The following is a 21,203-nucleotide window of genomic DNA, read 5'->3' as shown; positions in this document are numbered from 1 at the left end:
TAGGGTACAGTTGAGGTAAAGATGACCGCACGTTACATTGAGCTAAGTGAAGATATTATTGACAACATTAATAACCAGCGCTTAATTATCGGGCAGCGTATGCCCTCGATCCGAAAGTTTACCCAACTGCATCAGGTCAGCATGACCACCGCTATCAGCTGTTACCAACGACTGCAAGATCAAGGGTGGTTGCAGGCCAAACCACAATCTGGCTTTTTTGTCAGTCAGCCATTAAACAAGACAACAATCCCTATTTTTCCTACTTTTAAAGCGAAAGTAAGCCAGCCAAAGATGGACCATAGTGCAAGTTTAAACAGTGGTGGGCCGTTTTATACCGCGCAATTATCACCGCAACTCATTCCCCAAGAAATACTGGCACGTTGTTTACGCCGCGGTAATTTAAGATATGGCGACGGGGTTTACCAGTACCCGGATTACCAGGGTAATTTAAGCTTACGCCAGGCTTTGGCCCGACATTTCAGTGGCCAATACTTTCCACTGTCGGCCGACACTTTAGTGGTCACTAATGGCTGTATTGATGCGGTTAAAACCGCGATAGAAGTAACCACAAAAGTTGGCGATGCCATTGCGATACCCTCCCCTTGTTTTAACGGCTTATTAAATTTGTTGGAAAACATGGGCCGGTTAGTGGTCGAAATCCCTTGTCATCAGTCGCAGTTAGACTTAAAACAATTAGAACAACACCTAGCCAACAACAATGTCAGCGCATGTTTGCTCAGTGCCAATCACATTAATCCCCAAGGGATCTGTCTGAGTAACGAGCAAAAGCGTGACATTGCCAATTTAGCGCAGCACTATCAAATACCCGTGATTGAAGACGATGTTTACCTTGAGCTTGGTTATAGCGATACTTGTCCGCTACCGATTAAATATTGGGATAAATCGGGCTGGGTATTATGGTGCGGTTCAATGCCGAAAAGCATTGCCCCTGGTTATCGGCTTGGTTGGTGTGAGCCAGGACGTTTTTTTGAGCAATACCTTAAGTACCGCTGCGTGCAATCGTTTGGGGTTAACAACCCAGTTCAAAATACCATCTGCGAATTTATCGATTCGGGACAATATTTAAAACACCTTAAAAAATTACGCTTAACGCTGGCGAAACACGCCTTAGACTATCATGCGCTATTACGCGCGAATTTACCGTCACAAACACGCATTAGCGCCGCCGACGGTGGCATGGTAATTTGGGTTCAATTAGAGAATTTAGACAGCCATCGTTTATTAGCGATGGCGCAAAAGCAGCAGATTTCGATTCACGGCGGTCATCAATTTAGCACACTAAATTTGTATCGAGACTGCTTCCGCCTTAGCATCGGCTGGGCAATTGTCAGCGATTGCAGCGCATCGCCCGAGTTTAAACTCAGGCAACAGTTGATTGAGCTATGCCAACTTATCAGTCAATCGTTAGCTAAAAATTAGGTGCGTTTATTGAGAAAGTAACCCGCCAGACCAATAAAGACTAAGCTCGGTAATACCGCGCCTAAAATTGCCGGCAGATTATAAACCAAACTAATTGGCCCAAACGCCTGATTAGTAAGATGGAATGAGAAACCGGTAATAATGCCCATCACCAAACGAGCCCCCATGCTGACACTGCGCAGCGGTCCAAACACAAAAGATAATGCCAACAACATCATCACGGCAACGCTTAATGGCTGCATCACTTTACGCCACAAGGCTAAATCATAACGACTGGTTTCTTGCTTGTTGGCCTCAAGATAATCGAGGTAATCAAACAAGCCAGTAATTGATAATGACTCAGGTTTTACCGTCACAACGCCAAGTTTGTCCGGTGTCAGGGTCGACTGCCAATTGAGATATTCAAGCTGACGAACCACGGTTTTCTTATCACTTAATTGGGTTTGTTCAACGCCTTCAAGCCGCCACGAGTCGGTTTGATAGCGCGCAACTTTCGCTTTAGTAATTTCAGATAATTCACTGTTCTCATTAAACTCGTACAGTGTTATCCCATGCAATAAACCGGTTTCAATAACCTTATTAACATGCACAAAACGCGCGCCGTCTTTAGCCCACAACCCACTGCTACCTTTAAGCAAACTGCCGCCAGATACTTGTTGGGTTTTCATATTACGTGCTTTTTGTTCGGTCCAAGGCGCGCCCCACTCCCCTAATGCCATGACCATTAGCATTAACGGGATCGCCGTTTTCATCACCGAGAAAATAATTTGTAACCGTGAAATACCAGCGGCCTGCATCACCACCAGTTCACTGCTTTGCGCCATCGCGCCCAAACCAATTAACGCACCTAACAGCGCAGCCATTGGGAAAAACACCTCAATATCACGCGGCAGCATTAACGACACATAAATCGCCGCATCAAATATTGAGTAATCACCCTGACCAACCGATTTAAGTTGCTCAATAAACTTAATCATTGAGCTTAAGCCAACCAAAACTAGCAAACAAAAAGCCGTGGTTCCAGCAATGGTTCTAGCAATGTAACCGTCTAGAATCCTCATGATTTATGACCTTTTAATTTAGCGCGAATAATCACGCCAAATTGACGTTCTTTGCTGAGCAAGGCCAAGCCTAAAATTAATGCACTCAGATGAATCCACCATAGCCCGATATTAATTGGAATAATGCCATCATCAAGTGCGCTACGCCCCGCCATTAGCATGACGTAGTAACCTAAAAACAACAAAATTGCCGGAAATAGTTTGGCAAACTTGCCTTGGCGCGGATTAACTCTGGCCAATGGCACGGCAATTAACGCCAGCAATGGAATGGTTAACGGAATAGACAAGCGCCATTGAATTTCAGCCATTGCCTCAACATCGCCCCGCGCCCATAGCTGAGCGCTAGGGATCGCACTGAGTTTACGCCTGCGCTGTTCAACCGCCTGTTCTTTAATTTGCATTTGATAATCGCTAAATTCAAGGGCCGAATATGCTGCTACTCCCGGAGCCACCTGATAGCGCTTACCGGTCATTAATTTAAGCTGTTGCGAGCCACTCGCTTCTTCAATCACATCACCTGACGCCGCCACAATAATGTTATGTTCCGTCGAATTAGCATTTTTGGGCAATTGCGCAACAAAGATTTTACTGAGCTTGCCATCATTGATCGATTCAACATAGATCACCGATTTGTTATTCGATGAATATTGAAAGCGACCCGACGCTAACGTTGTTAGGCCAGCATCGGCTTGTGCTTGTTCCATTACCTGATATTCGCGTTCTTGCGCCCAAGGCCCAAGCCATAAGGTATTAATACCGGCAATAATCATCATAACAAATGCCAGCACCAAGGTGACTCGCGCCACATACCACTCGCTAATCCCAGTGGCGCGCATAACCGCCATTTCACTGTCGGCGTACATTCTAGACTGCGCCATTAAGATCCCAAGGAATAAACTCAAGGGTAAAATAAGTCCGGCCAGTTTTGGTAAGTTTAAGGCTAATAGAGTCGCGACTAGCGCGCCGGGGAAATCGCCGTCGACGGCATTGCCCAAAATACGGACAAACTTTTGGCTCATAAAGATTGCCATTAAGACAAACAATACGGCAATTTGCGACTTTAACGCTTCGCGAATGAGATAACTAAATATAATCAAGATGGTTTTCCATGACTAAAGGTACAATTTTACTGGAAACAGTCAATATTTTCGGTAAACTAGCTATTTTAGATAGTTTTATCGTCGCATATCTATGTGATGTTCACTATGATACACATACACAAAGCAACCCATAGCTTGGCAACGAATAATAATTCACACTGGTTTGGTTGCTATTATCTAACAAATAGAAGACTTTGTCTGTAGACTTTAGCTAGAGATCGTGTCTTTATCAACCAAGGAGAGCTCATGGAGTTCAGTGTCAAAAGTGGTAGCCCAGAAAAGCAACGCAGTGCGTGCATTGTCGTTGGTGTTTTTGAACCACGCCGTCTGTCACCTATTGCCGAGCAGCTTGATAAAATCAGTGAAGGTTACATCAGTAATCTGCTGCGTCGAGGCGACCTAGAGGGCAAAGCTGGCCAAATGCTGTTATTGCATCATGTGCCAAACGTGTTGAGCGAACGCATTCTGTTAGTTGGCTGTGGCAAAGAGCGTGAGCTTGATGAACGCCAATATCGCCAAATCATTCAAAAGACCATTAACAAGTTAAACGAAACAGGCTCAATGGAAGCGGTGTGTTTTTTAACTGAATTACATGTTAAAGGTCGTGATACGTACTGGAAGGTCCGCCAAGCGGTTGAGACCACCCAAAATAGCCTATATGTATTTGACGCGCTTAAAAGCAAAAAAGACGAAACACGTCGTCCATTACGTAAAATTGTCTTTAATGTGCCAACGCGCCGCGAATTGCCAATTGGTGAACGCGCGATTAATCATGGCGAAGCAATTGCTAGCGGCATGACCTTGTGTAAAGACGTGGCGAATATGCCACCAAACATTTGTAATCCGGCCTATTTGGCCCGTCAATCACGCCAATTGTCTGAAGGTTACGACAACGTAACGGTTGAAGTCATTGGTGAAGAGCAAATGGCTGAACTGGGCATGGAGTCTTACCTTGCAGTAGGTCGTGGTAGTGATAACGAATCACAAATGACCATCATTAGGTATCAAGGCAACCCTGATCAAGATGCTAAACCTATTGTATTAGTCGGCAAAGGTTTAACCTTTGACTCCGGCGGTATTTCGCTTAAGCCCGGTGAAGGCATGGACGAAATGAAATACGACATGGGCGGCGCTGCGGGTGTTTTAGGCACGATGGAATCTTTAGCTAAACTACAGCTACCGCTTAATGTCATTGGTATTTTGGCGGGCTGTGAGAACATGCCTTCGTCGAATGCTTATCGCCCTGGTGATATCCTAACGACGATGTCAGGCCAAACGGTTGAAGTACTTAATACTGACGCCGAAGGCCGCTTGGTCTTATGTGACGTATTAACGTATGTTGAACGTTTCGATCCGGAATTGGTTATCGATACCGCGACCTTAACCGGCGCGGTTATTGTCGCGCTGGGCAAGCATGCTTGTGGTTTGTTAAGTAACCATAACCCGCTAGCGCATGAATTATTAAATGCTGGCGACCAGTCTGGCGATCGCGCATGGCGCTTGCCAATGTGGGACGAGTATCAAGATCAACTAACCAGCCCATTTGCTGACATGACCAATCTTGGTGGTCGTGCCGCAGGCACTATTACCGCGGCTTGTTTCTTGTCACGCTTCACCAAAAAATATCAGTGGGCTCATCTTGATATTGCGGGTACGGCTTGGAACAGCGGCGCGAACAAAGGAGCAACCGGTCGTCCGGTTCCTTTGCTAACCCAGTTTTTACTTAACCGTGCTAATGTTGTTACTGGCGACTAACCACGGTCAAAACTCGGTAAAACTAGTGAGGCTTAGGCCTCTCTAGTTTTTTTATATCACTTTTACCACAAATAATGACGTATGACTCAAACCACTTTTTATCAGATCGCGACCGAAAACCAGCCCAATGCCATGCTCGAAAAAGCTTGTCAATTGGCCGGTCAATTTTATCAGCAAGGTCAGCGGGTCTTTATTGCCACGACCGATGTTAAAACGGCCGAACAAATCGATGAGCTGATGTGGCAGCTGCCCAACGACGAGTTTATACCGCATAATTTGCAAGGTGAAGGGCCACATTACGGCGCCCCAATTGAGATAGGTCATCAACCGCCACAAGGTCGACGTCACATTTTAATTAATCTGTGCCACCCCTTACCGCCATTTGCGGTAAACTTTAATCAAATAATCGATTTCATCCCTGATGATACTGTGCAAAAACAACAGGCGCGTGAACGCTTTCACCACTGTCGGGTATTAAACCTTGCCCCCCAGCTGCATAAAGAATAGCTGTATTAGCAGTAGTTACATCAAGATTAATCGCACCTAACAAGCTAGACAAACGAGCGGATCATGGAAAAAACATATAACCCATCAGCAATTGAACAAGCACTGTACCAAAAGTGGGAACAGAGCGGTCACTTTAAACCAAGCGGCGACAAGTCAAAAGACAGCTACTGTATTTTACTGCCACCGCCAAACGTCACTGGTAGCCTGCACATGGGCCATGCGTTTCAACATACCATTATGGATGCGCTAACCCGTTATCACCGTATGGATGGCGACAATACATTATGGCAGCCTGGTACCGATCACGCGGGCATAGCGACCCAAATGGTGGTTGAGCGTCAGCTTATCGCCCAAGGTCAAACCCGTCATGATTTAGGCCGTGAAGCCTTCGTTAAAAAGATTTGGGACTGGAAAGAAAAGTCAGGTGGTACCATCACCAACCAAATGCGCCGCATTGGTACTTCGCCAGATTGGTCGCGTGAAGCGTTCACCATGGACGAAGATTTATCAAAAGCCGTGCAAGAAGTCTTTATTTCTTTACACGACGAAGGCCTTATCTACCGTGGCAAGCGTTTAGTTAACTGGGATCCAGTATTACACACCGCAGTATCAGATCTTGAAGTAATTAATACAGAAGAAAATGGCTTTATGTGGCACATCCGTTACCCACTAGCCGATGGCAGTGGCGATCTGGTAGTAGCCACCACGCGTCCTGAAACGATGTTAGGTGATAGCGCTGTTGCCGTTAACCCAGCAGATGAGCGTTTCGCGCACTTAATTGGCAAAGAAATTAAACTGCCATTAACCGACCGTCTTATTCCGATCATTGGCGACGATTACGCCGACCCAGAATTGGGTACTGGTTGTGTAAAAATCACCCCAGCACACGACTTTAACGATTACGAAGTCGGCCAGCGTCACAACTTACCGTTAATCAACATTCTAACCAAGAATGCTGAACTTAACGAAGAATGCCCAGCGCCATATTGTGGTCTAGACCGCTTTGATGCGCGTAAGCAAATCGTTAGCGATCTTGAAGAGCAAGGTTTCTTAGTTGAAATTAAGCCGCACAAATTAATGGTGCCACGTGGCGATCGCTCAAACAGCATCATTGAGCCGCTACTGACTGACCAATGGTACGTTAAAACAAAACCTCTCGCTGAACCTGCTATTGAAGCTGTGCGCAGTGGTGAAATTAAGTTTGTGCCATCAAACTGGGACAAAACGTATTATAACTGGATGGAAAACATTCAAGATTGGTGTATTTCACGCCAACTTTGGTGGGGCCATCGCATTCCGGCTTGGTATGACGAGCAAGACAATTTCTACGTTGGTCAAGACGAAGCCGATGTGCGTCAAAAGCATAACTTAGGCAGCGAGATTAAGTTACGCCAAGACGAAGACGTGCTTGATACTTGGTTCTCATCTGCGTTGTGGCCATTTGCAACCATGGGCTGGCCTGAAAAGACCGAAGAATTAGAAACCTTCGTGCCAAGTGCCGTATTAGTAACAGGTTTTGACATCATTTTCTTCTGGGTTGCCCGCATGATCATGATGACCAAGAAATTCACTGGCAAAGTACCGTTCAAAGAAATTTACATCACCGGTCTAATTTGTGACGAGCAAGGCAACAAGATGTCAAAGTCGAAAGGCAATGTGCTTGACCCTATCGATCTGTTAGACGGCATTAGCTTAGAAGACCTAGTGACCAAGCGTACTGGCGGCATGATGCAGCCACAAATGGCCGCTAAAATCGAAAAGTCGACCCGCGATCAATTCCCAGAAGGTATTGATTCGTACGGCACTGACGCGATGCGTTTCACTTTTGCGGCACTCGCCTCAGCTAACCGTGAAATCAGCTTCGATTTAAGCCGTGTTGAAGGTTACCGCAACTTCTGTAACAAGTTATGGAATGGTAGCCGTTATGTATTAATGCATACCGAAGATCAAGACTTCCTAACTGGTGATGATCACGAATTAAGTTTGGCTGATCGCTGGATTTTAGCTAAGCAACAAGAGCTAATTACAGTTTATCGTGGCCATTTAGATACTTACCGCTTCGATTTAGCGGCTCAAGCTATCTACGAATTTACCTGGAATCAGTTCTGTGGTTGGTACTTAGAATTAACCAAACCGATATTGTTTAAGGGCACCGAAGCGCAAAAACGTGGTACCCGTAAAACGCTGGTTGAAGTACTTGAGACCACCCTGCGTTTATTACACCCATTAATGCCATTCATTACTGAAGAAATTTGGCAACGTGTTGCACCGCTTGCTGGCATTGAAGGGGACACCATTATGATTCAACCGTTCCCTAAAGCTAATGCCGCGCTTGAAGACACTAACGCCTTAAACGATTTAGAATGGATGAAAGAGTTCATCGTTGGTATTCGTAACATTCGTGGCGAAATGGACATTGCGCCAAGCAAGCCATTAAATGTATTGCTTAAAGGTGTTAACAGCGAAGACAAGCGTCGTTTAGACGACAACCAAGCGTTCTTAATGGCCTTGGCTAAGTTAGAAACATTGACGGAGCTAAACGACGGCGAAGAAGCGCCAGCGTCAGCAACGGCTATTGTTGGTTCAATGGAAATTCTTATTCCAATGGCGGGTCTCATTGACACAGCCGCTGAACTAACCCGTATTGCTAAAGCGTTAGAAAAAGTTGAAAAAGATTTAGCCCGTACTTCAGGCAAGCTGTCTAACGAACGTTTTGTTAGTAAAGCCCCAGCTGATGTTATCGAAAAAGAACGTGCTAAAATGGTAGAAATGGAACAAACCGTTGCTAAATTAAAAGAGCAACGTGCGACGATTGAAGCGCTTTAATTAGCCTTTAAGAATCTCCATACTAAAATTGGTTACCGTGACGACGGTAACCAATTTTTTTTGGCTTAAATCTATCAATGACTTGTCTTATTTCAACGCGCTTTTAACCTGAGCAAACCCACTAAAAACCAACCATTGGTCCATATTATTGATCAATGATGAAGCACCGCTAAGTGTGAGTTTACCGCTAGTTTCTGCACTCGCTAAACTGATATCGCCAAGCCATACTTGGGTCATTGTTTTAAGGTCGGTAATAAAATCCATATCAGGTTCAAATCCGGGGTTATCAACACAGAGATCAATCTCGCCATTTTCAACCAGCAGCCACCAATTTCGATAAGCTTGCGCCAAGTTTTTAAATTCAAAGTGCAAAACATTACGCCCTGAAGGCAATTGTGAAATATTAATGGTACGGCGCATATCCCACATTAATAATTCGACACTCAGGTCGTCATCCGACATCTGGCTGCGTACCCATCGAGCCCCCCACTCTCCTAGTCCCATCACAATAGATTCAAGTTCACGCCCTGCTTGCGTTAAGTGATACTCCTTGCTGCGGTTGTCAGCCGAGCGTTTAAGCTCAATTAAGCCACGCTGCTGCAAAACATTAAGCCGTTGCGAGAGCATCGTCGGGGAAATGAGGGGTAAACCTCGTTTAAAATCATTAAAACGATGGCTACCGCATAATAATTCCCGTATCAGCAACAGTGTCCAACGCTCGCCAAGCGCTTCGCAGGCTTTAGCGATAGGGCAAAATTGTCCGTACCCTTTCATGAAAAAATCTCCTCACAATGGCCGCTACAACACTACACTTTTCGTAGCTTAAGCTACGTTTTCCGTACTTGATAAAGTATAGACGATCAACTGTACTTAAGACTCGAACAACCACTGAGAGACAGGATCATGAACATCACACCAACATATCACGGTAGCTGTTTTTGCGGCAGCGTTCTATTTACCGTTACCCAAGAACCAGCCCTTGCTGCTTACTGCCATTGCCAATCTTGTCGTCACTGGTCAGGCGGCCCCATTAGCGCCTTCACTTTATGGCAACCAGACTCGGTGCTAGTAACCCAAGGCCAAAGTAATATTCGTCATTACAATAGAACCCCTGGCAGCACGCGAAAATGGTGCAAGTGTTGTGGCGGACACCTTTTTACCGAGCATCCGGACATGGGCTTAATTGATGTGCCAGTGGCGGTGTTAAAAGATTTCCCCTTCGAGCCGGTATTACACGTTAACTATCAAGAGTCGGTCCTGCGGGTTATCGATGGCCTACCCAAAATGAAAGATTTACCGCAAGAGGCCGGAGGTTCGGGCGCCTTATTAACCGAATAAAAATTAACTAAGTAGTTGGACTAGAACATATTGACTAACACACGGAGAAATCCCATGAACATCAACGTTGCAATATCACAAAAACCACCAGTATTACTCGACCTTCAAGCATCAACCACTCAAGCCATCGCGACAATTAACGAAGTCGCGGCGAAAGGAGCGCAACTGGTTGTCTTTCCTGAAGCATTTCTACCAGGTTATCCCACGTGGATATGGCGACTACGACCAGGCGGTGACATCGCCCTTGGCAATGAAATTTTCAAAAAGTTGAGACACAATTCGGTCGATATAGCGAACGGCGACCTTGACAGTATTTGTGAAGCAGCGGCTAAAAATAACATCGTCGTGGTCATGGGTATGAACGAGGTTGACTCGCAATTTAGTGGCACAACATTATTTAATACCGTGGTAGTAATCGACGCCGACGGCACCATTTTAAACCGCCATCGAAAAATAATGCCGACCAACCCGGAGCGAATGATTTGGGGCTTTGGCGATGGCAGTGGCCTCAAAGTAGTAGATACCGCTGTCGGGCGGATCGGCTGCCTTATCTGCTGGGAAAATTATATGCCTCTGGCTCGCTACAGTCTATTTGCGCAAGACATCGATATTTATGTCGCGCCCACTTGGGACAGCGGTGATACTTGGCTAGCGTCGATGAAGCACATAGCACGCGAAGGTGGTTGCTGGGTCTTAAGCACAGCCACAGCAATGCAAGGTAAAGACATTCCCGATACCTTTCCGCAACGTGATGAATTATTTCAAGCTGATGAATGGATAAATCCCGGCGACGCGGTGGTCGTTAAACCTGGCGGCGGGGTTGTCGCTGGCCCGCTCCATCAAGAGCAGGGGGTATTATTTACCGATATTGAGGTCGACGCAGCGCGGGATTCGCGCAAGGGGCTAGATATTGCAGGACATTATAATCGACCGGATATTTTCCATTTAGAAATCGACCGCCGCGCAATGCCGCCACTGAGCTTTCTTGATGATGATTAGGACTGACATAAGTAAGTTAAAAGACGGGGCGATATTGTCGAACCGTCTTTTGTTCACTGCTTAGTGCTAAATTGATCGACGTTGAGATTTGCCCCGACATCTTAGTTGCTGGTAACAGGCGCTAATAATTGCCTTTAATATTGGCCACCAAAAAATCGACTGCCGCTTTGACTTTTGGCACTTGATAGCGCTGTTTTTGGTAAAGTAAATAGACCGCCAAATCAGGGTTTTGAGTGATTTTTATCGCGCCACTTATCGGTAATTCTATCAACTGCCCACTATCAAGATAAGATTGTAATACCCACCTTGGCAAGACTAATATTCCCTTACCTGCAACGGCTCGATCAACCAACCATTTACCATTATTGGTGGTTAGAGCACTCGGCGCTGAAACATCTTGCCACTGCCCTTGAGTATCACTAAGCCATGGCGTTGGCCCAGCTGGTGTTTGAAAAAATAAGCCTTGGTGTAGCTTTAACGCTTGAGGATTTTCAGGGCAACCATACGCTTGAATATAACTTGGCGCGGCAACGGTAATAAACTCATTTTCCATTAGCTTAATTCCGATGACTCGTTCCTGTGGCGCATATCCACCTCGAATAGCAATATCAACGTCATCGCGCCCTAATGTAGTTAGCTCATCGCTCAAGCTAACGTTAAGGGTGATCAGCGGGTATAAGGTATTAAATTGATCCAATAAAGGAATGAGGATCCGCTCGCCAAAGCCAACCATTGCACTGATATTAAGCACGCCCATTGGGGTCGTTTGATAAGCACGCACGGTTTCATCGCTGTCTCTTAATAACGAAAGTACTTCAGTCACTTGCTTATAGTAACTGGTGCCCACCTCGGTGACATTAACGGTTCGAGTAGTGCGCTTTAACAAGGTTGCACCCAAACTTTGCTCAAGATCGGCAACTCGCCGCGATAGCGATGAAGCTGGTACCCCAAACGCTTTCGCCGCCAGCGTAAAACTGCCAGTTTCTACTACTTTCACGAAATACCTAATCGCTTTTAACTGATCCATCGCGCTCTTACCTTAATTACTATTGTCATAAAGACAATAAAGATTCACAAACTAGCCTATATATACCACATTAATAACAGGTAATAATAGCCAGATAGACAGCTTGATAAAGCCATTAATAAAGAGAGAGCCAGATGCATAAAAATACTGCGATAAAATTAATTAAACGCCCTACTGGCGGACCAATCACCAGCGATCTGTTCGAACTAGTTAAGCATGACGTGCCTACTATTCAAGCCGGTGAGTTGCTCGTAAAACAGCAACATTTCTCTTTAGATCCTGCAATGTTTGGCTGGATGAGTCCTGATCTGGAAAGTTATATTCCACCAGTTGCACTGGGCGATGTTATGCGCAGCTTTGGTATTGGTGAAGTGATTGAAAGTAATCACCCTGACTTTTCAGTCGGTGATCGCGTCATGGGCATGATGGGCTGGCAGCAATTTTATGTTGGTAATGGCCAAGGGCTAAATAAAGTTCAAGCACCACTGCCAAACGAAGCGGTATTATCTATTTTCGCCCTGCCAGGCTTAACAGCAACCCAAGGTCTGTTTAATGTTGGCAAACCTAAAAAAGGTGAAACACTCATCGTAACTGGCGCCGCTGGATCGGTCGGTTCTTTAGTTGGTCAACTGGCTAAAGCTGAAGGCTTAACCGTTATTGGTGTGGTTGGCAGTGATGAAAAAGCCGATTGGATTGTTAATGAGCTAGGTTTTGATGCGGCGATAAACTACAAATCAGCAGATCTCGATGCCCAACTTGCCCAGCATGCTCCACAAGGTATCGATGTGTTTTTTGAAAATACCGGTGGTGAAATTCAGCCCCTAATTTTCGAACGGATGAATGCACATGGCCGAGTGGTTGTCTGTGGTTTGATCGCAGATTACGCCAAGGCAACGCCAGACGCTGGCCCAAGTTGGTTAAACGTAATTAAAAAACGTATCACCATTGAAGGTTTCACTATGCCAGATCACCTCCATCAAACACCGCAACTGCTCGAAAAGCTAACGCCTTACGTAATGGCTGGCCAAATAAAGCATCGCTCGCATGTGTTAGAGGGGCTGGAGTCAGCAATCGATGGCTTAAACTTATTTTTCACCGGCGCCAACAAAGGCAAACTGCTCGTTAAGCTGTAAATAGTTAAATTGCAATTAAACACAGCAGATTAAAAGTTACAACACGGAGGTGTCGGTTGTAGCTCCCGATATTAGTTGCATTCAAGAGTATGGCCGTTAGAAGAAAAAATCAGGGATGATTTTTTAGCTTTTTGCGCATGCGAAGCCATGGATGGCGCAGTTAGAGCGACGCAGGATGCCAAAGCCGAGACGCGCATAAAAAGCGGTTTCGTTAAGACGGTGATTCTATTGAATATAAGCAACTAAACTGCGGGTCGCCTTTCTTTTGGTTACTTTTCTTTGGCGACGCAAAGAAAAGTAACTGGTGTGCTGACACAAAAGTAGAATAGAGAGAGGCTATAAAAGCACATCATAAAAGTCGCTGAACTAACTTTAAAATACACTTAAATAGCACATAACCAATGTGATTAAAAAACGTTATCCAACCTCGTTAAAGGTTTCCCCAAGCGCGCTTAACAGGCGGTCAATTTCTTCGCGTTCACTGGTAAACGGCAGCCCTAGCTGAACGGTCGCGCCGCCATAACGCACATAAAAACCCTTTTGCCACATTTTCATCGCGATTTGATACGGGCGCAGGCCCGGTTCGCCCGCGATTGGGTCAATGTTAAAGCCTGCGGCCAAGCCATAGTTTCGAATATCTGTGACATGTTTACAGCCTTTAAGGTTATGAACCGCCTCTTCAAAATATGGGCTCAGATCACTAACTCGCTCAATAAGTTTGTCGGTTTGCAACAGTTCTAAACTGGCTAAAGCTGCGGCGCAGGCCACCGGATGTGCAGAATAAGTATAACCGTGCGGAAATTCCAGCATGTATTCTGGTCCGCCGTGCTCCATAAAGGTATCGTAAATTTCTTGCTTGGCGATCACCGCGCCCATCGGAATGGTGCCATTAGTCAGCTGCTTGGCAACATTGATAATATCTGGCGTTACGCCAAAAGCCTCAGCACCAGTTTTGGCACCCATGCGGCCAAAAGCACAAATAACTTCGTCGAAAATCAGTAATATATTATGTTGATCGCAAATCTCGCGCAGTCGATTTAAATAACCAACGGGCGGTGGAATAACCCCAGCGGAACCCGCCATCGGCTCAACGATCACTGCGGCTATGTTTGAGGCATCGTGCAGCGCCACTAATTCAAGCAATTCACTGGCTAAGTCGCCGCCAGTTTGTGGCTGACCTTTAACAAAGGTATTTTCCGCTAATAAGGTATGGCGTAAATGATCGGCCTCAACCGCCGGTCCAAAAGTAGCGCGGTTAGCACCAATGCCGCCCACTGAAATACCACCGAAGTTAACCCCGTGATAACCCAAACCACGACCAATCAGCTTAGTTTTGCTTGATAAGCCTTTTTTACGCCAGTAGGCACGGGCCATTTTAAGTGACGTTTCGGTCGCCTCAGAGCCAGAGCCAGTATAAAAGACCCGGTTTAATCCTTGCGGCATAAACTCGACAATTTTTTCAGCCAATTGAAATGCTTTCGGGTGGCCAAACTGAAACGCTGGTGCGTAATCAAGTTGCTTAATCTGCTGACTGACCGCTTCGGTTATTTCGGGGCGACTATGACCGGCACCACAACACCACAAGCCAGATAGGCCATCGAATATTTGTCGACCGTCAGCGTCGGTATAATAATTTCCTTGAGCCGACACAATAATTCGCGGATCTTTTTTAAACTGGCGGTTACCGGTAAAGGCCATCCAGTGAGCATCGAGCTGAGCTTGGCTTATGCCATGATTTGTCTTGTTATTATCCATGTTCCACCTAACGATCATTAAACTAAGAATTAAGTAAGTGATTCCATTATCATGCTCTCGAACACATTGTTAAATATTTCTGTTTTGAACTTTAGTTAACCAACTACTTACCTAACTCTACTCGCTAAAACAAACAGCAGCAACAGCCTGAGTTTGCGCCTGCTTCAACTTGACCATAGGTAACCAGCCTGTTAAGTTATTTTTTTTGATAAGCACATTACTTACCTATTGGTGGAATATGGCAGCGACCAAAAGAGGCCTAACCGGCCAAGTTAGTAACATTGATCTGCGGATGTTACGAATTTTCAAAGCAGTGGTCGATTGTGGCGGTTTCTCTGCGGCAGAAGTTGAGTTAAATATTAGCCGCCCAGCAATTAGCATTGCAATTTCTGATCTTGAAAAAAGGCTTCATCTTAAACTGTGTCAGCGTGGCAGAACCGGGTTTTCATTAACCGATGAAGGAGCCCAGGTTTACCAATCGGTGATGGAATTACTAAGCGCTTTAGAAGCATTTACCACCCAAGTTAACGGCATAAATGAGCAACTAAAGGGTGAGTTAAACATCGGCATTACCGACAGTTTAGTTAGCTTTGAGCACATGAAAATAACCAATTCATTACGGGCACTAAAAGATCTTGGCCCTGACGTAATCATTAATATAAAAATGATGCCACCAAATCAAATTGAAATAGATGTGCTTGATGGTAGGTTACATATTGGAGTGGTTCCTGAACTAAGACCCTTGCCTGGCTTAGATTATAATCCGCTGTATCAAGAACGTTCGTTGTTATATTGCAGTGAAGATCATCCTATTTTTTCACTTGAGCATAGCCAGTTAACCAATGCGATGATTTCAGCATCCGATGCGGTAATCCTGTCTTATCAACAAACGCCCGAAATAAAAAATCAATTGCAAAAGCTCAATAACACGGCCAGCGCAACCGATAGAGAAGGCATTGCTTTTTTAATTCTCACCGGACGATATATTGGGTATTTACCGGATCATTTCGCCAAACGCTGGGTTCAAACCAATTCATTACGCGCAATAAGACCTGAAAACTTTCAAATTCTTAGCACCTACTCTGCTATCACAAGAAAAAGCGCCCGCGCCAACATGCTGCTCGATACCTTTGTTGAACTACTAAATAATGAAAAGAACAAAGAGCATACTAACGAAAATTTTAAGCTTTAATGGCCTATAACGTTAAGCGGCCACTTACTTAGTCTTGCAAAAGCATTAACTAAGGTGGCCGCAATCGGTATAAATTAACTTTTATTACTCGTTAGTAAGTCCTGTAACACCATCAGTCGAGGTATCACTGTTTTTACTTTTATTCTTACTGCCTAGGCGTGGAAAGAGCAGCCCTAACACAAAGTAACCAAGTAGCAGACCACCAATACCAAAGATGATATCGCCGAAAGTTCGGTTCCAGACCAAGCTACGCACTAGATCACTTTGAATGACTTCAGACGAACGGGCAAACCAGTAACCGTGCTCAACCGAGGCAAAAAACTGAATAATACCAACCGGAAATAACGACATAGACAACATTGCCATTAGGCCGATATTAATACTCCAGAAGGCCCATTTTAATGGTCTGTCTTGCCAACCAATTCGTTTAGTAATCCCAGCCAAGCAGAACAACATCAAACCAATACCCAAGTTGCCGTACACGCCCATAAAGGCCGCATGAGCATGGGTTGCAGTTGTATTTAAGCCTTGAATGAAATATAACGCAATCGGGGTATTAATTAAGAAGCCCAATACGCCAGCGCCAATTAAATTCCAAAATGCGGTCGCAACAAAGAACATAATCGCCCAGTGGTATTTTTGAACCCAAGGCTGCATTTTGCGCATCCGATAAGTTTCAATTGCTTCAAAACCAATGATCGCTAATGGCACAACTTCTAGTGCCGAGAACATCGCGCCCCACGCTATCACTGAGTTTGTGGTGCCCGTGAAATACAGGTGATGAGTAGTACCTATAATGCCGCCAGTTAAAAAGATTAACGTTGAAAACAGTACCGCCGCGGTGGCAGACTTAGCGCTAACCAGCCCAAGTCGAACGAAAAATAACGCAGTTACAGACACAGCAAAGGTTTCAAAGAATCCTTCAACCCATAGGTGTACCACCCACCAGCGCCAATATTCAGCAATCGCTAAGTTGGTATGTTTGCCCATGCCTAAGCCAGCAAAATAGAAGCCGCCAATTGCAATACATGACAGGTATAACATCCAGACCATAGGGCGCTGTTCGTCGCGCTTACTTAGTACCGGATAGATAGCACGAGTCACTAATACCAACCAAATAACCAAACCTAACATCAGGAATAGCTGCCAGAAACGCCCTAAATCAATGTATTCTTGACCTTGGTGACCAAACCAATAACTGATATCTAGATCAATAACCTGTTGTATGGCAAACCATTCACCAGCCATTGATCCCAAAACAATAACCACTAGCGCAAATAATAAAAATAACGCGCCTTGCCACTGATATTTAGGTTCATAACCTGACAAGGCCGGTGCAATATACAAACCTGTGCCAAGCCAAGCCGTCGCAATCCAAAAAACTGCCAGCTGAGTATGCCAAGTACGAGTCAGTGAATACGGGATCCATTGTGAAATTTCAATCCCATAAAAAGCCTGCCCTTCAACGGCGTAATGCGCTGTAACCGCACCGAGTAATATTTGCAGCAGAAATAGCCCAATCGCAGTGACAAAAAATAACCCTGCGACCTTTTGTGATGCTGTCGCTTCGGTATTAAATAGCGAGTCACTAGTCGGTGCGATGGGTGGATGTTCAGCCTTAATCGACGCGTGATAAAAAACTAAAGCGCCAATGCCAAATATCAAGCCACAGACACTTAAAATAGACCACACCATTAATGAAGAGGTAATATCATTACCTACTTGCTCGTCGTAAGGCCAATTATGAGTGTAAGTATAATCTTGGTCGGGACGCTGAGTTACTGCCGCCCACGCGGTCCAAAAAACAAAGGCACTAAAGTTTTCTCGGCGCTCAGCAGAGACCAAGGTATTGTCTTTCATTGCATAATCTATACGCATCTGTTTTGTTGCAGGATCAGCGCTAAATAACGATTGATAGTGCTGGGTTACCGCAGCAATAGCTTGCGCTCGACGTGGCGAAATCACAATGCTTTCGCTAGCGGGTTGATAATTATTGGGTTTAATTTCGCCAATCAGTGCTTGTTCAAGGCCAGCTTGCTGTGGCTTGGTTAAGTCTTTAAAGCTTTGATTGAATTGATCCAATGATGCCAGCTCCAACCAAGCTAGCGCTTCACGATGGATCCAATCAGCTGTCCAGTCGGGCGCAACATAAGAACCGTGCCCCCAAATAGATCCGAGCTGATGACCACCCATTGAGCGCCAAGCTTGTTGCCCTTGGTCAATATCGTCATAGCTAAAAATAACGTCGCCTTGCGTCGTTATTACTTGCTGGGGCAATGGTGGCGCTTCTTGATAAATATCACTGCCCAAAGACAGCAATACGCTAAAGGAGCAAATCATAATGATCAACAGCCCCCAAATTGTATATTTTATTTTCATTATTTAATTCTCCATATCTTTGCAATGCTTGAAATCAAGGTTACGGTGTTCGAATACAGAGAAACTAAGCGCAAACGGAGATTGGCGCCATGACATTGCTCAAGAGGGGAAAATAACAGCCAAGTTTTTACCGATTAATTATTTTAAATCAATTTTTAAGATCAAATACTTAACCTAAAGACGGTTGATTGATTGGGTGGGTTTATAACGAATGGTTGTTCTGGCTGAGGTGGGGTTGAATAACCCCACCTCAAATACAATTAATTTAAACTTGCGCGAATGGTCGCCAATACCGTAGGTCGCATTAACGAACTCACTAAAGTCGCTAGCTCTTCTAATGACTTAGCTGGCACTTGATCATTTAAGTAATCTTGCTCTTTAAGCCCCGAAATAAAGGTTGTTAACACCTGCTTATCAAAAAATTCGGCGGCATTAATGCCATGAATTTTCGATAAACGTTGGGCCAAGGCGTGACTTTCTTGACTTAACGCCGCTCGCTCAATTTTAGGTTTACGTTCCAATATTTTAAGTACAATCGCATAACGCTCTAACGTTTCTTGAATGTGCTGCGCCATGATAAATAGCTGACTGCGCGTTTCGCTAATTAAGCGATATTGCTGATCAACCAACTCAATTAAGCCCAAATCAATTAAGGCTGCTAAGACCGAGTTGATATAACTTTCACGAGCGTCATGCTCAAAACCAAGGAAAAACTCGGCCTGAAACAGCGGATAAAGTGGCTCAATAATCTCAGCTAACTGGGCGCGAGTTTTACTGCCTTTATAAATAAAGATAGCCGCAATTAATGACGGTAGCGCAAACAAGTGCAAAATGTTATTACGGTAATAGGTCATGGTTACCGCACCTGAAACATCGAGACTAACCATCTCACCAAGCTGATCTGAGCTTAGGGTAAATTTCTCTAAGCCAATCGCTTGCGACAACAACTGCTGACCGTTAACGTCGGGTATCGTTACATCAGGCATAAAGGGTGCTTTGCGTAACAATTGCAAATACAGTTCAAGCTGCTTTTCTAGCGCATCTTTAGAGGTTATGCGTCGCTCAACGCCCAACAAAACTAGCGCAGATAAAGTAATCGAGGTCACCGCCGCACTGTTATTGATATTAACCATCACATTATTAGCAATGTCGTTCACCACTGGGGTTAGCCAGCTAGGTTTTTGCACCGCTAACGTATCAATGTCGTCGCGCCAATTCTCAACCTTGTCATCAAGCAGCTTATTTAACTGAATTGGCTCGCCAAAGTTAACATAGGCTTGACCAAAGTTTTTCAGCTTGCGCAAGGTTTTAACCACCTGCCCCATCGACTCTTTCTCTTTCGACTTGCCTTTTAACTCACTATGATAAGTACTCACTTCCATCACGTGGTCATAACCAAGATACACAGGCACCAAGGTAATAGGACGGTCAATACCGCGCAACAAGCCCTGAACTGTCATCGCGATCATGCCCGTTTTAGGCGCTAATAAACGCCCCGTACGCGAGCGCCCGCCCTCGGTGAAATATTTAACAGAATGGCCATTGCTAAATAACTGATGCAGGTATTCTCTAAATACCGCGGCATAAAGTTTATTACCGCGGAAACTACGACGCATAAAGAATGCACCGCCACGACGTAAAATAGGACCGGCAGGCCAAAAGCTTAAATTAATGCCGGCTGCAATATGCGGTGGCACCATGCCTTGACGATAAATAACATAGCTTAATAACAAGTAATCCATGTGGCTGCGGTGACATGGCACAAACACAATTTCATCGCCATTTTGTGCAAGCTGACGAACCCGCTCAGCATTGGTGATGTTGACGCCCTTGTATAACTTATTCCACAACCAAGTTAATACACGGTCACAAATCCGCAGTACGCGTTCTGAATAATCTGCCGCAATTTCATCGATAAAATCACGTACTTCTTGTTCGACTTCTTCCTTGGTTTTATTCTTTTGTTCGCCATAGTCTTTCATCACGCTTTGCAACGCCGCCGATTGCAACAAGTTACGCTCTAGCGAAGCGCGGTATAACAACTTAGGCCCAAGCATAGTTTGAGCTTGACGATGAAAATGAAAACGCGCTAATCGAGATAATTTATGTGCTACTTGCTCATCGCTGCCACGTTTCTCAAGCAACGTTTGCATTGAAATAGGTCGGCTAAAACGAACGAAGTTGTCACGCCCCAGAAAAATGATCATCATCATTTTACGTAACCAGCTGGCGTTTTCACGCTGCAATACTGCCGAGGTTACTGAATCATCGGTACGGCCGGGTTTGCGACCCCAAAATAACGACACTGGCACCACTTGCACATCTTGTTCAGTATCGGCACGGATTAACCCAATAAATTCGCTAAAACGAGTAATGAATTTTTCAGAATCGTCTTGCTTCACATACAGCGGCTTGCGGCCTTGAATACAAAAATAACGCGGAATGGTATTACCGTTAATGGTGATTTTTTCTGTTGGCGCTGGAATTGCTAATTGCTGACAAACCCGCTCTAAGGCTAACAAGTCAGACGCAGACTCATTTTTAAGCACATAGACAATCGGCTTGGTGCGATCGATACCGAGTTCAGAACACGGATCCTTAGGCACTAACTTGCTCTTTACAAAGAGCTTTAGAGGCCAGCGTAATACTTGGATCCAACGAAAAAGAGGGCTTGTCATAATATAAAAGGGA

15 protein-coding genes are annotated in these 21,203 nt (G+C 45.0%); 8 read left to right on the top strand and 7 right to left on the bottom strand.

Features of this window, described 5'->3' with window-relative positions; genetic code table 11:
- The first annotated feature begins 21 nt into the window (after positions 1-21).
- Positions 22-1,440 (top strand): PLP-dependent aminotransferase family protein, encoded by a 1,419-nt coding sequence (locus tag HRU23_07015; GenBank protein ID NRA53881.1) that lies wholly within the window; start codon positions 22-24, stop codon positions 1,438-1,440.
- Here HRU23_07015 and lptG read toward each other — a convergent pair.
- On the bottom strand, positions 1,437-2,501 hold the full coding sequence (gene lptG / locus HRU23_07010; protein NRA53880.1) for an LPS export ABC transporter permease LptG: 1,065 nt from the start codon (positions 2,499-2,501) through the stop codon (positions 1,437-1,439). The genes HRU23_07015 and lptG overlap by 4 nt on opposite strands.
- Complete coding sequence (lptF, locus tag HRU23_07005; GenBank protein NRA53879.1) at positions 2,498-3,598, bottom strand: LPS export ABC transporter permease LptF; 1,101 nt, start codon at positions 3,596-3,598, stop codon at positions 2,498-2,500. Before lptF ends, lptG begins: the two co-directional genes overlap by 4 nt.
- A gap of 249 nt (positions 3,599-3,847) precedes the next feature.
- Between lptF and pepA the strand changes: the two genes are divergently transcribed.
- The 3 genes from pepA (at position 3,848) to HRU23_06990 (ending at position 8,689) form a co-directional block, all read left to right on the top strand.
- Positions 3,848-5,356, top strand: coding sequence for a leucyl aminopeptidase (pepA, locus tag HRU23_07000; GenBank protein NRA53878.1), 1,509 nt, complete (start codon positions 3,848-3,850; stop codon positions 5,354-5,356).
- 81 nt (positions 5,357-5,437) lie between these two features.
- Positions 5,438-5,863 carry a DNA polymerase III subunit chi gene (locus HRU23_06995; protein ID NRA53877.1) on the top strand — a complete coding sequence of 142 codons (426 nt, stop codon included), beginning with the start codon at positions 5,438-5,440 and terminating at the stop codon, positions 5,861-5,863.
- Positions 5,864-5,926: 63 nt separating this feature from the next.
- On the top strand, positions 5,927-8,689 hold the full coding sequence (locus tag HRU23_06990) for a valine--tRNA ligase (protein NRA53876.1): 2,763 nt from the start codon (positions 5,927-5,929) through the stop codon (positions 8,687-8,689).
- Positions 8,690-8,776: 87 nt separating this feature from the next.
- On the opposite strand, the gene HRU23_06985 is transcribed toward HRU23_06990, so the two are convergent.
- Complete coding sequence (locus tag HRU23_06985; GenBank protein ID NRA53875.1) at positions 8,777-9,463, bottom strand: helix-turn-helix transcriptional regulator; 687 nt, start codon at positions 9,461-9,463, stop codon at positions 8,777-8,779.
- A 129-nt stretch (positions 9,464-9,592) separates the two neighbouring features.
- On the opposite strand from HRU23_06985, the gene HRU23_06980 reads away from it, so the two are divergent.
- Entirely contained in the window at positions 9,593-10,027 is a 435-nt protein-coding gene (locus HRU23_06980) for a GFA family protein (GenBank protein ID NRA53874.1), read from the top strand.
- Positions 10,028-10,081: 54 nt separating this feature from the next.
- Positions 10,082-11,026, top strand: coding sequence for a carbon-nitrogen hydrolase family protein (locus tag HRU23_06975; protein ID NRA53873.1), 945 nt, complete (start codon positions 10,082-10,084; stop codon positions 11,024-11,026).
- Positions 11,027-11,147: 121 nt separating this feature from the next.
- Here HRU23_06975 and HRU23_06970 read toward each other — a convergent pair whose 3' ends face one another.
- On the bottom strand, positions 11,148-12,053 hold the full coding sequence (locus HRU23_06970) for a LysR family transcriptional regulator (GenBank protein ID NRA53872.1): 906 nt from the start codon (positions 12,051-12,053) through the stop codon (positions 11,148-11,150).
- A 134-nt stretch (positions 12,054-12,187) separates the two neighbouring features.
- Here HRU23_06970 and HRU23_06965 point away from each other — a divergent pair, with 134 nt between their 5' ends.
- Positions 12,188-13,186, top strand: a complete 999-nt coding sequence (locus tag HRU23_06965; protein NRA53871.1) for an NADP-dependent oxidoreductase — start codon at positions 12,188-12,190, stop codon at positions 13,184-13,186.
- Positions 13,187-13,603: 417 nt separating this feature from the next.
- Here HRU23_06965 and HRU23_06960 read toward each other — a convergent pair whose 3' ends face one another.
- Positions 13,604-14,941 (bottom strand): aspartate aminotransferase family protein, encoded by a 1,338-nt coding sequence (locus HRU23_06960; protein ID NRA53870.1) that lies wholly within the window; start codon positions 14,939-14,941, stop codon positions 13,604-13,606.
- Positions 14,942-15,179: 238 nt separating this feature from the next.
- Between HRU23_06960 and HRU23_06955 the strand changes: the two genes are divergently transcribed.
- Positions 15,180-16,133, top strand: a complete 954-nt coding sequence (locus HRU23_06955) for a LysR family transcriptional regulator (GenBank protein NRA53869.1) — start codon at positions 15,180-15,182, stop codon at positions 16,131-16,133.
- Positions 16,134-16,217: 84 nt separating this feature from the next.
- Here the strand turns inward: HRU23_06955 and HRU23_06950 are convergent, their stop codons facing one another.
- Complete coding sequence (locus tag HRU23_06950; GenBank protein ID NRA53868.1) at positions 16,218-18,515, bottom strand: nitric-oxide reductase large subunit; 2,298 nt, start codon at positions 18,513-18,515, stop codon at positions 16,218-16,220.
- A gap of 257 nt (positions 18,516-18,772) precedes the next feature.
- A complete protein-coding gene (plsB, locus tag HRU23_06945; protein ID NRA53867.1) occupies positions 18,773-21,190 on the bottom strand; it encodes a glycerol-3-phosphate 1-O-acyltransferase PlsB in 2,418 nt (805 codons plus the stop codon).
- Between the last annotated feature and the right edge of the window lie 13 nt (positions 21,191-21,203).

Source organism: Gammaproteobacteria bacterium (assembly GCA_013214945.1).
Taxonomy (GTDB): domain Bacteria; phylum Pseudomonadota; class Gammaproteobacteria; order Enterobacterales; family Psychrobiaceae; genus Psychrobium.
This window is presented reverse-complemented; position numbering and strand designations above follow the sequence as displayed.